Consider the following 16,177-nt stretch of genomic DNA (forward strand, 5'->3'; position numbering starts at 1 on the left):
GTGGAACCTGTATTCATTATAGTATATCGGTTCCACGCTGGGTAACTAAAGCTGCAGAACATGAAAAATTATGAAGCGACTGCTGCTTGTACGGGTATTCTAGTAGAGAAAGTTTAAAGTACTCTGAATCGCTGCCTTCCAACCAGACAGTAGTTTGTTGCGAGTGGCTTCTGCCAGTTCTGGATTGAATTTACGTTCAATGGCATGCTTTTGTGCCAGATCATCCATTGATTCGTATATCCCGGCTTTTAATCCCGCCAGATACGCCGCGCCTAATGCGGTTGTTTCCATGATCTCTGGACGTGCTACCTCGATATTCAGTACATCGCTAATGAACTGGCACACCCAGTTATTCGCCACCATGCCTCCGTCGACATTGATAGAGGTGGCGGTGACGCCATCTTGAGACATAGCTTCCAGTAGATCAAAGGTTTGGTAAGCGACCGACTCCAGTGCGGCTCTGGCAAAGTGATCTGGCGATGTTGCTCTGGTCATTCCGAAAATAGAGGCGCGTGCAAGTGGGTCCCAATAGGGAGCGCCAAGTCCAGCAAAGGCGGGCACCATGTAGACGCCATGCTCGTAATTTAAGTTTTGTGCCATGGTCTCAGTTTCTCTGGCGTCTTCGATAACACCAATCCCATCTCGAAGCCATTGCACTGCTGCTCCTGCGATAAAAATGGAACCTTCAAGGGCATAGCTCACTTTGCCATTGATTTGATAGGCAATAGTGGATAACAGATTGTTTTTAGAAGTGAGTACCTTATCTCCCGTATTCAATAGTACGAAACATCCGGTGCCATAAGTACTCTTGATCGAACCCTCTTGGAAACAGCATTGCCCAACCGTTGCTGCTTGTTGATCACCGGCAACCCCATTAATGGGTATTGCTTCACCAAATAAAGCAGAATCCGTGATGCCAAAATCATCGGCACATTCTTTTACCTCAGGTAGTAGGGTATCGGGCACATTAAACAGAGCTAGTAATTCATCATCCCAGCACAATGAATTAATATTGAAAAGATTGGTACGACTGGCATTAGTAACATCAGTCAGGTGTTCTTTGCCGCCGGTGAGACGCCAGATCAAAAAGCTGTCAATTGTGCCGAAAGCAAGTTCACCGTCATTGGCGCGCTGTCTGGCACCTTCCACATTATCTAGTACCCAGGCAACTTTTGTAGCGGAGAAGTAAGGGTCTAATAATAGCCCTGATTTTGACTGCACCAACTCAAGGGTTGCATCGGTGCGCAACTTATCGCAAACGGCCGCGGTGCGACGGTCCTGCCAGACAATGGCATTATAAATTGCTTTACCCGTTTTTTTATCCCAAACCAGCGTTGTTTCTCTTTGATTGGTAATGCCAATGGTAACGACGCGGGCGCCAAGGGTTTTTCCTTCACTTAAGGCTTCTCTGCATACTTTCAGTGTACCAGACCAGATTTCCTCTGGGTCGTGTTCCACCCATCCATCGTCTGGATAATGCTGAGTAAATTCTTGCTGGGCACTACAGATGATTTTTCCGGTTTCGCTAAAAACGATGGCACGAGTTGACGTAGTTCCCTGGTCAATAGCTAGTATACAATTCTCAAAACTCATTGTTAGTCTCACTTGCCTTGTTGTCTTATGTTGCTGCAGGTACTGATGTTCTTCATTCGGTCACAACAATCTTATGTCTAATATAAGAGTAGGTTACTTTATTTTCTATACCCACTCAATCTTTCAAGCGCCTCTCAAAGATAGCGCCATTCACAGGATCTCGCCTGCGCAATCGGAGCAAAAAATAATCAATCGAGAAAAACACCGTAATTTCAATCACTTCAGTGGATCCACAATTTACCACCCAGATTAAGTGGGGAAAATAAGCTGAAATTAACTTGACAGGGGCATAGTGTGGTTCCTAAACTGTCAATTGTGGGTAAAAGTGGCATAAAGTGGATTTTTTGGTGTCTACCGTGCCTTTTCTAAAAACAATAAAAACATTTGGGCTAGGGGAATGTTCCGCGGCGCTAACGCAATCAATCTGGACACTAAAGGCCGGGTGACGATACCTACAAGGTATCGTCAGTCGCTTCTGGATGATTGTCAGGGACAACTGGTTTGTACAATAGACACTCAACAACCCTGCTTGCTGCTTTACCCACTTTCCGAATGGGAAGAAATCGAGTTGAAACTCAGCCGTCTATCCAGCATGAATCCTCATGAACGTCGCCTGCAACGTCTGTTGCTCGGTTACGCCAATGAGGGAGAAATGGATAAGAATGGACGGTTCCTGCTCTCTGCTCCCCTTCGTCAACACGCCGACCTCTCCAAAGAAATCATGTTGGTGGGGCAACTCAACAAGTTCGAAATCTGGAATACCCAAACTTGGGAACAACAAATTCAAACCGATATTGCCACTGAGCAAGACGCGGACTTCGATCTTACCGAACGTTTACAGGACTTCTCACTATAATGGCCAGCACTTTTACCCACACATCTGTGCTGCTGCATGAATCTATTTCTGCATTGGCCATTAAACCTGATGGGATCTATGTAGATGCCACGTTTGGTCGAGGTGGCCACTCCAGACTGATTCTTGAAAGCTTGGGGGAGCAAGGCAAGCTTATTGCTTTCGATCGAGACCCCAGTGCCATCGAAGCGTCTAAAGCGTTTGCTGATGACAAACGCTTTCAGATAGTTCACTCCGCGTTTTCCGAAATGGACATCGCTCTGGCTGATATGGCGTTGTCGGGCAAGATCGATGGTGTGCTAATGGATCTTGGAGTCTCTTCACCGCAGCTTGATGACGCTGGTCGAGGCTTCAGTTTCATGAAGGATGGCCCTCTGGATATGCGTATGGATACCAGTAAAGGCGTCAGTGCCAGCGAATGGTTAAACACTGCCGATGAAGCTGATATTGCCGCGGTTATCAAGGAGTTTGGTGAGGAAAAATTTGGCAAACGAATCGCTCATGCCATCGTTAACACGCGCAAAACAATACCACTAAGTTCTACCTTGCAACTGGCAAAATTGATCGACGAGGCGGTACCTGTTAAGGACAAATTCAAGCATCCAGCCACCCGAGCATTCCAGGGCATACGTATTTTTATTAATGATGAGCTGGGTGAGATTGAACGAGGGCTGGCGGCTGCTCTAAAGATTCTGGCAACCGATGGGCGTCTTGCCGTAATTAGTTTTCATTCTCTGGAAGACCGTTACGTCAAGCGTTTTATGCGGGACTTGAGTCGTGGTATGCAAGTCCCTGCAGGGCTGCCAATCAGAGAAGAAGAAATAAACGCCAGCAAAAAACTGCGCTTGATAGGTAAAGCTATCAAGCCCGATGAAAGCGAAATTCAACGCAATGTCCGGGCCCGGAGCTCGGTGTTGAGAGTGGCGGAGAAGTTATGACGAACAACTTCAATCTGGTCACAATTATTCTCACAGACATCACTCGTAACTTGTTGCGAGTGTTGTTGTTTACGGCTGTGCTTATTAGTGCGCTAGCCGTAATCTTGAGTGCTCATCACAATCGTCAGCTGTTAATTGAAAAAGAGAAAGCACTGCAAGAACGTGACCGCCTGGACGTTGAATGGCGCAACTTGATTTTGGAGCAAGGGGCATTAACCGAACACAACCGCATTGAATCTTTGGTGATGGACCAGTTGGATATGTATCGTCCCGGTCCGGAAGAAGAAGTGGTGGTGAGGGTGAAATGACCGGTTCAGCAAAAAGGAACAAAAAGGTAGCTAAGCCCACCACCGTGCAGTGGCGCTTCATCACTGTTTTGACTTTGGTGTGTTTGGTGTTCGTAGGACTCGCTGTCAGAGCGGCTTACATTCAGGTAATCGACCCCGATATGCTGGTCAAAAAAGGTGATAGTCGCACCGAGCGCGTTCGCCAAACTCGGGTTCACAGAGGGTTGATTCTGGATCGCAATGGCGAAGAACTGGCGGTAAGTGTTCCGGTTCGCGCTATTTGGGCCGATCCCAAAACAATTCATGAAAACAATGGCTTAAGTAGTCAAAAACGCTGGAACGCGCTGGCAGATGTGCTAGGCCAAGACGTGGATAAAATATTGAATCGCGTCAAAGATCCTAAGAAACGCTTTGTTTATATTCAGCGTCAGGTATCCCCTGCGATGGCTGATTACGTGGCTGAGTTGAAAATTCCCGGGGTTTATTTACGGGATGAGTCGCGTCGCTTTTATCCTGCGGGTGAAGTCTCGGCCCACCTGATTGGTTTTACCGATGTAGACGATAAAGGCCTTGAAGGGATAGAGCGTATCTACAACGAGGTGTTGAGCGGCACCCCGGACAGACGCGAGGTGAGTATTGATGCTAAAGGCCGCTCTGTTGAATTACACTCAGAACAGTCAGGGAAAAAACCCAAGAATATCCAGTTAACTATTGACCAGCGTATTCAGGCGTTGGCTTATAAAGAAGTTAAGCGCGCAGTCAGCCTGTTAGAGGCCACCTCTGGTTCCGCCGTTGTTGCAGACGTTCACACTGGAGAAATACTGGCACTGGTCAATAGTCCCTCTTTCAATCCCAACAATCGTCAAGGCGTACCAGCCCACCGCATTCGCAATCGCGCGGTTACCGACACCTTTGAGCCGGGGTCCTCTGTAAAACCGCTCGCTGTAGTAAGTGCCCTGGAATTTGGCAGTGTCGAGCTAGATACGCAAATCGATACTTCGCCGGGTTGGATGCGGGTCGGCGGTGCTTACGTGCGAGACCCGCGCAATTATGGCGTGATGGATTTAACCGAGATAGTCAAAAAGTCCAGTAACATGGGTACCTCAAAATTGGCGTTTTCAATCCCGCGCAGACAGTTTCTCGATATCTACTACGAAGTAGGGTTGATTGGTGACACCGGTAGTAACCTCTTGGGGGAAAGTGGCGGCATATTTCACGAGCGTTCGCGCTGGTCAGATCATGAGGTTGCTAGTTTGTCGTTCGGATATGGGATTGCAGTCACCACTCTGCAATTGGCCAGAATGTACGCCACATTAGCTAATGGCGGTATTCGCCGTCCTTTGAGTATCATTAAATCACAACAAGTTCCTGATGGGGAGCGGGCATTATCCAGCCAAACAGCCAACGCGGTTGTAGAGATGATGGAGCAAGTGGTATCGGACTCCGGAACGGGCAAAAAAGCACAAGTTCCGGGTTATCGCGTGGCAGGCAAAACCGGTACTAGTAGAAAAGCAGTACCAGGCGGTTATGGTGAAGAATACGTGAATATCTTTGCAGGTTTGGCTCCTGTATCTGACCCGCAGGTGGCCGTGGTTATTTTAATTAATGAACCCGGAGGTGATTTATATCACTCTGGCGATACAGCTGCCCCGGTGTTTTCGCGCGTTATGTCGGGTGCGTTGCAAATGCTCAATGTCCCGCCAGATGATAAATCGGTATCCTCTTTGGCGGCAATCAGGGGGAAGCGCAATGACTCCTGATATGACTCTGTGTAATCTCAAACAGATGTTGCAGCCCTTTGGTATCGATGCTCCCGAATTGGCGCTCGACGATTTGGTATTGGATAGTCGCGAAGTGGCAATTCACAGAGGTTTCCTTGCGGTCGCCGGTCATAACCTGGATGGTAGAGATTTCATTCCACAAGCCGTAAGCTTGGGGGCCAAAGTGATCCTTGCTGAAACGGATGTGGAAGCTGAGCATGGTCAAATGTCTATGCGTGAGCATTCTCTTATTATTCAGTTTTATCGCTTAAATGAGCAGATTTCTGCACTCGCTGATGTGTTTTTTAAGCACCCCACTCATGCTTTGAATACGGTCGCTGTTACCGGAACCAATGGAAAAACGTCAACTACCCATTTTTTATGTCAACTGAGTGAATCAATGAAGCAAACCGCGTGGTTTGCTGGAACTTTGGGTTATGGAACGGTCAACAACTTACAAACTGCTAAAAACACCACACCTGATCCTGTGAGTATCCAGCGATTGGCCTCTCAGGCGGTTACTGCCAACGCGTCTGATTTGATGTTTGAAGCATCCAGCCATGCATTGGTCCAAGGCCGTATAAGAGCCGTGCAAACTCGCGTCGCTATTTTTACGAACTTATCGCGAGATCATTTGGATTATCATGGCACCATGGAGGCCTACGCAGAGGCGAAACGCAGGTTGATGAATCAACCGGGCCTGGAAACGATTGTCCTCAATCAAAGTGATGCCGAACACAGCAACTGGCTGCGTTTTAAGCCGAAACACCTGAAAGTGATTCTGGTTGGGATTTCAGAGCTGAGTTCCTGCCCACATCCATTTTGTTTTGCTGATGAAATAAAGCTTAATGCCTCGGGCACAAGCTTCAGATTACATAGCACTTGGGGTGAAGCCCGAATCAGCTTGCCAATGTACGGTGAATTTAACGTACTAAATGTGCTGAGTGCGATAGCCGCTCAAATTGCATTAGGTCGCGATTTTAATGTGGTAGTCAAAGCGGCAAAACAACTTGTGCCTGTAGCTGGTCGCGCAGAGTTTTTCAGAGCACCCGGTAAGCCCGACATAGTGGTCGATTATGCTCACACGCCAGATGCCTTGCACAAGATTTTGCGTTCCATGCGTGCCCATTGTAACGGCAAGCTCATCTGTGTTTTTGGTTGCGGTGGCGACAGAGATCAAGGCAAAAGACCGGAAATGGGCAGTATTGCCAGCCAGTATTCAGATTGGGTTGTGCTTACCAATGATAATGTGCGCAACGAAAACGCTCAGGACATCATAGCAGATATTTTGCGAGGCATTCCTCAGCAAGAAAAGGTTTACATCGAGACCGACCGGGAAGAAGCCATTCGCTGGGCGGTAAACCAAGGTGAAGCGGGGGATTTAATTGTATTGGCTGGAAAAGGCCATGAAACCTCGCAAATCATTGGCGATACGGTAACTGATTACGACGAAAGACAGTTTATTAAATCACTTTACAAGGTGGCATCATGATTGAAGTATCTTTGTCCTGGATTGCAGAAAAAGTTCAGGGGACATTGAATGGTCAGGATATCCAGGTGAACCAGGTGAGTACGGATACCCGCAGCATTGAGCCCGGTAGTCTGTTTATCGCCTTGATGGGGCCCAATTTTGATGCCCATGACTTTATCGCTCAAGCCGCAAGTGCTGGTGCTGCAGCGGTGCTGGTAAGCAAATCGGTTGATACCTTATTGCCGGTTATCTCGGTGGAAGATACGCGTATAGCGTTGGGGGCGCTCGGCGCAGCGGTACGAGATGAAGTGGCACCCAAAACCGTTGGCATCACAGGTAGCTCCGGTAAAACCACAGTCAAGGAGATGGTGGCTTCCATTCTCTCCTTAAAAGGTAATGTGCTTGCCACCAAAGGTAACTTTAATAACGAAATTGGTGTACCACTGACACTGTTGAGGTTAGAGAAACAGCACGAATATGCAGTGATCGAGATGGGGGCCAATCACCTTGGTGAGATAGATTATACCTGCTCCCTGGCAAAACCTGATGTCTCCACTATTGTGAATGCCTCTGCAGCTCACCTGGAAGGTTTTGGTTCGCTGTTTGGTGTTGCCAGGGCAAAAAGTGAAATTTTTAATGGTTTACAGCACGAAGGGTTGGCAATTTTAAATAAGGACAGTCAATTCTACGAATACTGGGCGGGAAAACTCAGTAATAACCGTACTGCGACCTTCTCGATGGATTGCAGTGATGCAGATTTTTATCCCGAAGACATTATCCTGGGCCTCGATGGCTGTGCCCAATTTGATTTGTGTACACCGCAAGGTAAGACCAGTGTTTGGTTAACTCTGCCGGGTATGCACAATGTTAATAATGCGCTAGTGGCAGCGGCTCTGGCGATGGAAGTTGGAGCAAACCTGGAACAAGTAAAAAATGGCCTGCAGCAGTTACAGCAGGTTTCTGGCCGTTTGAATGTCAAGCAACTCAGTCGCCAGGTTCGTGTACTGGATGATACCTACAACGCCAACGTCGCTTCAGTGAACGCCGCAATTGACGTGTTGAGTAGCTTCTCCGGACGCCGTATCGTGATTTTAGGTGACATGGGGGAATTGGGTGAAAAGGCGCGCTTTTACCACGAAAAAGTGGGTGAATATGCCCTCCATAATGGGGTAGATGACTTTTACTCCCTGGGGGTATTGAGTCAGAGTGCCAGTGATGTGTTTGGCGGTAAGGGACATCACTTTTCGGAGCTCGGACCTTTGATTGATGCAGTCACTGACGCCCTTGTTAATGAGCATCAAGATATTTCGATTTTGATAAAAGGCTCCAGAAGTGCTCGCATGGAAAATGTTGTGAAAGCACTGGAGGAATCTCCTGTGGGAAAGTTTGACCGCTCAAGGGAGCGAATAGCATGTTAATTTGGTTGGCCGAGTGGCTACAGCAATTTGATGCCGGGTTTAATGTATTTTCTTACTTAACCATGCGCGCAATTTTAAGTACCTTGACAGCACTGCTCATTGCTGTGTTGTTGGGACCCAGAGTGATTCGCTGGTTGCAGCAACTGCAAATAGGGCAAACCGTAAGAAGTGATGGCCCCCAATCACATTTGAGTAAGTCAGGCACACCTACAATGGGGGGCTTATTGATCCTGGCTGCCATTACCATCAGCGTCTTGTTATGGGCAGACTTGAGCAATCGCTATGTCTGGGTGACGCTGGCAATCATTGTTGGATACGGCATTATTGGGTTTGTAGACGATTATCGCAAAGTGGTACGCAAAGATCCCAAAGGCTTGATTGCTAAGTGGAAGTATTTCTGGCAATCGGTCATTGCCATTGTGGTGGCGTTTTATTTGTATGCCAATAGTCAAAGCCCGGCTGAAACCGCCTTGCTGGTTCCCTTTTTCAAAGAAGTGATGCCGCAGTTGGGCCTGTTCTTTGTGGTAATGGCTTACTTTGTCATCGTGGGCACCAGCAATGCCGTAAATCTTACGGATGGCCTTGATGGTTTGGCGATTGTACCCACCATTTTGGTGGCGGGTGCGCTGGCCATATTCGCTTATGTTACCGGCAACGTAAACTTTTCTGAATATTTGCAGCTCCCTTATATTCCCCTTACCAGTGAGTTAGTGGTGGTGTGCACAGCTATTGTGGGAGCGGGCTTGGGCTTTTTATGGTTTAACACTTATCCCGCGATGGTCTTTATGGGAGATGTTGGTTCGCTGGCGCTAGGCGGTGCTTTAGGCATTTTAGCCGTGTTAGTGCGTCAGGAGTTAGTATTGGTGATCATGGGCGGTGTTTTCGTCATGGAAACCCTGTCGGTGATATTGCAGGTGGGCTCCTACAAATTGCGTGGTCAACGCATATTCAGAATGGCACCGTTACATCATCATTACGAATTAAAGGGCTGGCCAGAGCCTCGTGTGATCGTGCGTTTTTGGATAATTTCGCTGATCCTGGTGCTTATCGGTTTAGCTACATTGAAACTCAGGTAGTATCAAATGTTAGTGTCGCAACTGAAAAACAAAAAAATCGCGATAGTGGGTATGGGCCTTACGGGTCAATCTTGCGCGCGTTTTCTGGTGCGACACGATATCGATGCAGTGGGATTTGACAGCCGTAGTTTGAATGAGGCTGACTTCGACATCCGTTGCCAGTTCGGTGCATTCCAGGAAAATCAGTTTATCGATTTTGATGTTATCTTATTAAGCCCCGGGATTTCACTGCTTACACCAGCCATCAGACGCGCTATTGAATGCGGTGTCGAGATTAGCAGTGATATTGCACTTTTTGCGGCCAACTTTTCTGGTGCAATCATTGGTGTAACCGGCTCTAATGGTAAATCAACGGTAGTTAGCATGTTAGAGGCGGTATTTCTCGAAGCACAGGTGCCTGTGGCTTTGGGGGGGAATATCGGTATACCGGCACTGGATATACTCGACCAAGACATTGCAATAGCGGTATTGGAGTTATCCAGTTTTCAACTGGAGACAGTAAGTAATTTGCCGTTGAAAGCCGCCGCTGTGCTCAATGTTTGTGAAGATCATATGGATCGCTATCCAGACTTTCAAAGCTATTGCGCTGCTAAGCAGTCAATCTTTGACAATGCTGAATTTAAACTGGCGAATATCGACGATAAGAATACCTGGCCGGTGAATGCCAAGGCCGATGCTTATATCCGTCGAGATAATCAGGCAAATGGCTTCGGGCTACAGTTTTCGCCGGCAGCGATTACCTTTGATGGTGAGCCGTTCATTTTCGCCAATGAGCTTAAGATTACAGGGATTCACAACCTACTCAATGCTCAGGCTACTTGTATCATCGCCAGTCAATTTGATGTCCCGCAAAGCGAAATAAGAAATGCGCTTTGCGGCTTCGAAGGACTAGCCCATCGTTGCCAGTTGATTGCTTATAAACAAGGTATTAGCTGGGTTAATGACTCTAAAGCAACCAATGTCGGAGCGACCATTGCCGCTATTGAAGGGCTGCGTCCTTTGGTGGATGGCGAACTTTGTTTAATTGCCGGTGGCGATGCTAAACAAGCGGATTTAAGTGTGCTGGCTAATCGAATTGAACGAGATGTAAATCGATTGATTACCTTAGGCAAAGATGGTCATATTTTAGCAGCAATGAAAGATAACAGTGTTGCGGTGCAGACCTTGCAAGAAGCCGTCAAAGTGGCCGCTAACGAAGGCAAGGGTGGTGATATGGTGTTGTTGTCACCGGCATGCGCAAGTTTAGATATGTTTGATAATTATCAGCATCGTGGCCAGGTGTTTGTCGATGCGGTGGAGGAGCTTCTCTAATGCAAGTACCCTCCAGCTATTTACCTGATTTATTTGCATGGCGACATGATCGCGGTGCTCCAGAGCGGCCCTACGATCTCGGCCTTTTAATGGCCTCGCTTATTCTGATGGCGATTGGTTTTGTGATGGTAACCTCTGCCTCAATGCCCGTTGCTGAACGATTGTTCGATAATCCCTTTCATTTCTCCATCAGGCATGCAATTTATCTCATCATTGCCAGTATGGCGGCGCTGGTCGCATTGATGATCCCCATGAGTTGGTGGCAAAAAACCAATGCCTATTTATTATTCTTTGCCATAGGTTTGCTCATCATGGTGTTATTGGTGGGACGAACAGTGAACGGTAGTACTCGATGGTTGGCCATCGGTCCCATCACAATACAGGCGGCAGAGCCGGCAAAACTATTTTTCTTCTGCTATTTAGCGGGGTACATGGTACGTCGTTACGGTGAGGTCACTGAAAATTTGAAGGGATTCATAAAACCGCTCATCGTATTCTTTGTTTTAGCACTGTTGTTACTTGCTCAGCCTGATTTGGGAACTGTTATCGTGATGTTTGCTACTACAGTGGGTTTGCTGTTTTTAGCGGGCGCAAAACTGTGGCAGTTTTTTGGTCTAGCCTTTACGGGTATTGCCGCGGTTGCCTCATTGATTCTGGTGGAAGAATATCGGATGCGCAGGGTAACAGCATTTTTAGATCCTTGGGCAGACCCCTTTGGAGCCGGTTACCAGCTCACTCAATCCTTAATGGCTTGGGGCCGGGGTAACCTGTCGGGGGAGGGGTTAGGGAATAGCCTGCAAAAACTGGAGTTTCTACCCGAAGCTCATACCGATTTTATTATGTCTATTGTTGCAGAAGAATTAGGTCTTCTTGGGGTACTGCTTATCCTCGGATTATTGCTTTTCATTGTTGTGAAGTCTTTAAAACTCGGCAGCAAAGCACTGCAAATGGAAAAACCCTACGAAGGCTTCATGGCTTATTCCATCGGTATCTGGATTAGTTTTCAAACGGCGGTAAATGTTGGCGCCAGCTCAGGTGTATTGCCTACCAAGGGATTAACTTTGCCACTGGTGAGTGCAGGGGGGTCTAGCCTTATTATTATGGCTGTCGCCATCGCTATCTTGTTACGCATTGATTTTGAGCTGAAGACTGGCAAGCTGCAGGCCATGAGCAAGGTTAAAACGGCTAAAAAAACGAAAAAAGTTGCCAGGACTAAAAGTCGACAGGAGCGCGTCAATGATGGCTAAGCGACTCCTTGTCATGGCTGGCGGTACAGGTGGACATGTCTTTCCGGGACTGGCCGTAGCCGAGCATTTAAAAGCTGCGGGATGGCAAGTGGAATGGCTGGGGACTGCCGACCGAATTGAAGCTCAACTTGTTCCTAAACACGGCTTCGACATTAATTTTGTCACTATCTCTGGTGTTCGCGGGAATGGATTACTACGTCTCATAAAAGCGCCATTTATGGTGTTGAATGCCGTATTTCAGTCAATTCGCATACTGCGTCGCTTTAGACCCAGCCTGGTGCTGGGCATGGGAGGTTATGCCAGTGGTCCGGGCGGGGCGGCGGCCTGGTTGTGTGGCATTCCGTTAGTGTTACACGAACAAAATGCCACACCTGGACTCACTAATAAAATACTGGCTCGCTTTGCCACAAAGGTGCTAACCGCATTTGATATTCCTCATTGGCAAACGGCTGGTGCTAAAAAGCATCAGGTGGGCAATCCTGTGCGCGCGGCGTTTGCTTCCGTGAGTGAGAAAAAATCCGTTGAAACTGAGCTGAAGATTCTAATTTGTGGCGGTAGTCTTGGGGCACGAGTATTGAACCAACAGGTTCCTGCAGCGTTAGCGCAACTCTCGACTCACGATTTCAGTGTCTGGCATCAAGCGGGTAAAGGCAATAGTGACAGCGTGTCCTGCGCATACCAGGCAGCAGGATTAAGTGAAAGTAACGTACGTATCAGTGATTTTATCGACGAAATGGTAGAGGCTTATGAGTGGGCTGATGTGGTGATCTGCCGAGCAGGAGCCTTGACTGTGTCTGAGGTTGCGTTGGCAGGGCGGTGCGCTATTTTCGTACCTTTACCTCATGCGGTGGATGACCATCAAACCAAAAATGCCCAATATCTTGTAGCAAATGAAGCGGCCTTACTATTGCCACAACCGCAATTGGAGCAGGGTGGTTTAGTCCCCTTGCTTGAACAACTAAATGCAAAGAGAGAAAGCATTGTCGAAATGTCACAAAAAGCCAGAGCGTGTGGTGAGCGAAAAGCGACTGAAAAGGTCGCCAATATTTGCGTCCAGGAGGCGAGTGCAAAACCATGAATAAGCAAGCAATCGCGACATTCGCTAACCCTATTATGGGGCGCATCCGAAGAATTCATTTTGTTGGGATCGGTGGCGTCGGTATGGCGGGTATTGCCGAAGTATTAATAAATGAAAACTACGAAGTATCGGGCTCTGACATCAACGTTAGTAATTTGACCCGCCATTTAACGAGCCTGGGGGCGAATGTTTTTCAAGGACATGCTGAATCGAACATTGCGGATGTAGATGTGGTGGTGGTTTCTAGTGCCATCGATCCGCAGAATCCGGAAATTAAAGCGGCTTTGGTCAGACGTATCCCAATTATTCGCCGTGCTGAAATGTTGGCGGAGTTAATGCGCTTTCGCCATGGCATCGCAATTTCTGGCACCCATGGTAAAACCACAACCACTAGTCTGACGGCGACTATCTTTGCCGAGGGCAAGCTGGACCCGACGTTTGTCATTGGCGGACGACTGAATAGTGCTGGTAGCAATGCTCGCTTGGGCAGCAGTCGGTATTTGATTGCCGAAGCTGATGAAAGTGATGCTTCGTTTTTACATCTTCAACCAATGGTTGCGGTTGTAACCAACATCGAGCCAGACCACATGGAAAATTATGGCGGTGACTTTGCCCGAATGCAGGACACTTACATAGAATTCCTACACAACTTGCCTTTTTACGGTTTGGCAGTGTTGTGTATCGATGACGAAACCATATGTAGTCTGTTGCCCAAAATAAGCCGTCAGTATACCACTTACGGTTTCCATGAAGATGCGGATGTTAGAGCCTGCGACGTACAGCTAGGAGTGAATCAGTGTCAGTTTGTGGTTAAACGCAGACAAGGCGCCGACTTACAAATTCAGCTCAATCTGGCGGGTAAACACAATATCCAAAATGCCCTCGCAGCCATAGCCGTTGCGACAGCCGAAGGAGTGAGCGATAAAGCGATTCAGGAGGCCCTGCAGCATTTTGAAGGCATCGGTCGCCGCTTTGAAATATTGGGTGACTATCAAACGCAACAAGGTGAGGTTATCCTGGTGGATGACTACGGACATCACCCTACTGAAGTTGCAGCAACTATTGAGGTGGCTCGCAACAATTGGCCGAACAAACGGCTGGTGATGGTATACCAACCTCATCGTTTTACCCGAACCCGCGATTTGTATGAAGATTTCGTCAGGGTGTTGTCTCAAGTAGATTTATTGTTGTTGCTGGACGTATATCCCGCGGGAGAAAAACCGATTGAAGGGGCTGACAGTCGCTCGTTGTGTCGTACTATTCGCAACCGTGGTGGCATCGACCCTATTCACATTGAGTCTTTAAGCGAAGTACCTAAGGTGTTAGCTAATGTCTTAAAAGACGGCGACGTGTTGATGACCCAAGGCGCCGGCAACGTCGGTGTTTTGGCCAAGAAACTGCAACAGACCCAGTTAGATACGGAAAAACTTTTAGAGTTGGTGGTTTAAAACGTGAGTAACAGAGCAATGGCAAAAATCGCAGTGTTGTTAGGAGGCGACTCCGCAGAGCGGGAGGTATCGTTGCGCTCTGGAGAAGCAGTGGCGAATGCCCTGGAAGAACATGGATTACAGGTGCTTCGAATTGATCCTGCTGAGCGTTCTATTGCTGAATTGATCTCAGAAAATATTGAGCGTGTGATTATTATGTTACATGGTCGTGGTGGTGAAGATGGTGCCATCCAGGGCGCTCTGCAGACTTTAGGCATTGCCTACAGCGGTAGTGGGGTGTTGGGGTCGGCCCTGGCGATGGATAAGATCCGCAGCAAGCGTATTTTTCAATCTGAAGGACTGCCAACGGCACCCTATTATGTGGCCACCGAAGCCTCTCTTGAAGCTTTCGATGCTCAGGCAGTCATGAGCCAGTTAAACAATGAGATTATGGTAAAACCTGCTCTGGAAGGCTCCAGTATAGGAATGTCCCGAGTAAAATCTGCCGAAGAGCTGCAAGCGGCAATTACTAAGGCATTGCAGTTTGATCGTGAAGTTTTGGTGGAGCAGTACGTAACTGGTAAAGAATATACAGTTTCTATCTTGGCGGATAAAGCTTTACCGTCGATCAGGATGGAAACCCCTCATAGTTTCTATGATTACGAAGCGAAGTACCATACCAACACCACCCAATATCACTGTCCTTCTGGTTTGACTGCTGAAGAAGAACAGCACTTAGCTGATATCGCTATACGCGCTTTTAAAGCTGTGGGAGCTTCGGGCTGGGGGCGTGTAGATGTCATGCGTGATCAACAGGGCAATTTTTTTATTTTGGAAGTAAATACAGTGCCCGGTATGACTGAAAAAAGTCTGGTGCCGATGGCGGCAAAGCAAGCTGGTATGAGTTTTACTGATTTGGTTTTGGCGATTGCAAAAACCTGCGAGTGTCGCCGTTGATATGGAGCAGCAAGATGCGCAAAAGTGGCGTTCAGCGGAGTTTGTCGCCGGTGTAACATTTTTGCTTATTGTCCTGGCATTATTCTTAATTTCTGGTCAATGGGTTGCGCAATGGCTGCAAGATGAGCAAAAAGTGCCCTTGCGACAAGTGTTAGTCTCGGGAGAGCTTAAACAATTGTCGGCGGAAGACATTAACCGGGCTGTCAGACAAGAGGGCGCGGTCAGTTTGTTTGCGATTGATGTGGATGAAACCCATCAAGCGATTGAGAGTTTACCTTGGGTGTATCAGGCATCGATAAGGAAGTCATGGCCGGATACCTTAAAAGTTTATGTGATTGAGCAGGTAGCTGTGGCCCGATGGAATGAGGACATGTTACTCAATCAATACGGTGGTATTTTTGATGCAGGTTGGCAGGGAAATACACTACCGGCGTTGTTTGGTCCTGGAGGCAGTGAACAGACGGTATTGCAGGGACTCAAAGCCATGCAAGGTTTATTAGATGGCAGCCAGTTAACTATTACTGAGTTGTCATTAAGTGAGCGCTACGCATGGCATTTAAAGCTGGAAAACGGCATACAGTTGCGTCTCGGACGCACCGAGTTTATTGACAGGTTGCAGCGGTTCATTGATGTCTATCCGTTGTTGCTGAAGAATGAAAAGGCAGTTGCCTATGTGGACCTTCGTTATGATACGGGGCTTGCGGTGGGATGGCGTGATAAAACGCCGTCTTGAATTAACAGGTTGTGACAGGAAATAGAAA

The 16,177-nt window shown here is 47.7% G+C and carries 14 protein-coding genes; 13 read left to right on the plus strand and 1 reads right to left on the minus strand.

Annotation, left to right across the window (positions count from 1 at the left end; translation table 11 throughout):
• Positions 1 to 99: 99 nt before the first annotated feature.
• A complete protein-coding gene (gene glpK, locus AABA75_RS05600) occupies positions 100 to 1,593 on the minus strand; it encodes a glycerol kinase GlpK (protein ID WP_338291564.1) in 1,494 nt (497 codons plus the stop codon).
• Positions 1,594 to 1,990: 397 nt separating this feature from the next.
• Between glpK and mraZ the strand changes: the two genes are divergently transcribed.
• The 13 genes from mraZ to AABA75_RS05665 are packed head-to-tail and all read left to right on the plus strand — an operon-like array spanning position 1,991 to position 16,149.
• Complete coding sequence (mraZ, locus tag AABA75_RS05605) at positions 1,991 to 2,449, plus strand: division/cell wall cluster transcriptional repressor MraZ (protein ID WP_338291565.1); 459 nt, start codon at positions 1,991 to 1,993, stop codon at positions 2,447 to 2,449.
• Complete coding sequence (gene rsmH, locus AABA75_RS05610) at positions 2,449 to 3,384, plus strand: 16S rRNA (cytosine(1402)-N(4))-methyltransferase RsmH (RefSeq protein ID WP_338291566.1); 936 nt, start codon at positions 2,449 to 2,451, stop codon at positions 3,382 to 3,384. The genes mraZ and rsmH overlap by 1 nt, the downstream gene beginning before the upstream one ends.
• Positions 3,381 to 3,692 (plus strand): cell division protein FtsL, encoded by a 312-nt coding sequence (ftsL, locus tag AABA75_RS05615; RefSeq protein ID WP_338291568.1) that lies wholly within the window; start codon positions 3,381 to 3,383, stop codon positions 3,690 to 3,692. The genes rsmH and ftsL overlap by 4 nt, the downstream gene beginning before the upstream one ends.
• Positions 3,689 to 5,431, plus strand: a complete 1,743-nt coding sequence (locus AABA75_RS05620) for a peptidoglycan D,D-transpeptidase FtsI family protein (RefSeq protein ID WP_338291570.1) — start codon at positions 3,689 to 3,691, stop codon at positions 5,429 to 5,431. Before ftsL ends, AABA75_RS05620 begins: the two co-directional genes overlap by 4 nt.
• Positions 5,421 to 6,923: a UDP-N-acetylmuramoyl-L-alanyl-D-glutamate--2,6-diaminopimelate ligase gene (locus AABA75_RS05625; RefSeq protein WP_338291571.1), complete on the plus strand. Its 1,503-nt coding sequence runs from the start codon at positions 5,421 to 5,423 to the stop codon at positions 6,921 to 6,923. The genes AABA75_RS05620 and AABA75_RS05625 overlap by 11 nt, the downstream gene beginning before the upstream one ends.
• A complete protein-coding gene (locus tag AABA75_RS05630) occupies positions 6,920 to 8,320 on the plus strand; it encodes a UDP-N-acetylmuramoyl-tripeptide--D-alanyl-D-alanine ligase (RefSeq protein WP_338291572.1) in 1,401 nt (466 codons plus the stop codon). Before AABA75_RS05625 ends, AABA75_RS05630 begins: the two co-directional genes overlap by 4 nt.
• A complete protein-coding gene (gene mraY, locus AABA75_RS05635; RefSeq protein ID WP_338291573.1) occupies positions 8,314 to 9,396 on the plus strand; it encodes a phospho-N-acetylmuramoyl-pentapeptide-transferase in 1,083 nt (360 codons plus the stop codon). Before AABA75_RS05630 ends, mraY begins: the two co-directional genes overlap by 7 nt.
• 6 nt (positions 9,397 to 9,402) lie before the next feature.
• Complete coding sequence (murD, locus tag AABA75_RS05640) at positions 9,403 to 10,707, plus strand: UDP-N-acetylmuramoyl-L-alanine--D-glutamate ligase (protein ID WP_338291574.1); 1,305 nt, start codon at positions 9,403 to 9,405, stop codon at positions 10,705 to 10,707.
• Positions 10,707 to 11,954 (plus strand): cell division protein FtsW, encoded by a 1,248-nt coding sequence (gene ftsW / locus AABA75_RS05645; RefSeq protein ID WP_338291575.1) that lies wholly within the window; start codon positions 10,707 to 10,709, stop codon positions 11,952 to 11,954. Before murD ends, ftsW begins: the two co-directional genes overlap by 1 nt.
• Positions 11,947 to 13,032, plus strand: coding sequence for an undecaprenyldiphospho-muramoylpentapeptide beta-N-acetylglucosaminyltransferase (gene murG, locus AABA75_RS05650; RefSeq protein WP_338294809.1), 1,086 nt, complete (start codon positions 11,947 to 11,949; stop codon positions 13,030 to 13,032). Before ftsW ends, murG begins: the two co-directional genes overlap by 8 nt.
• A complete protein-coding gene (gene murC, locus AABA75_RS05655; RefSeq protein ID WP_338291576.1) occupies positions 13,029 to 14,480 on the plus strand; it encodes a UDP-N-acetylmuramate--L-alanine ligase in 1,452 nt (483 codons plus the stop codon). Before murG ends, murC begins: the two co-directional genes overlap by 4 nt.
• Positions 14,481 to 14,498: 18 nt before the next feature.
• A complete protein-coding gene (locus AABA75_RS05660) occupies positions 14,499 to 15,416 on the plus strand; it encodes a D-alanine--D-alanine ligase (RefSeq protein WP_338294810.1) in 918 nt (305 codons plus the stop codon).
• Positions 15,388 to 16,149, plus strand: coding sequence for a cell division protein FtsQ/DivIB (locus tag AABA75_RS05665; RefSeq protein ID WP_338291578.1), 762 nt, complete (start codon positions 15,388 to 15,390; stop codon positions 16,147 to 16,149). Before AABA75_RS05660 ends, AABA75_RS05665 begins: the two co-directional genes overlap by 29 nt.
• Positions 16,150 to 16,177 lie beyond the last annotated feature (28 nt).

This window comes from Planctobacterium marinum (genome assembly GCF_036322805.1).
Taxonomy (GTDB): domain Bacteria; phylum Pseudomonadota; class Gammaproteobacteria; order Enterobacterales; family Alteromonadaceae; genus Planctobacterium; species Planctobacterium marinum_A.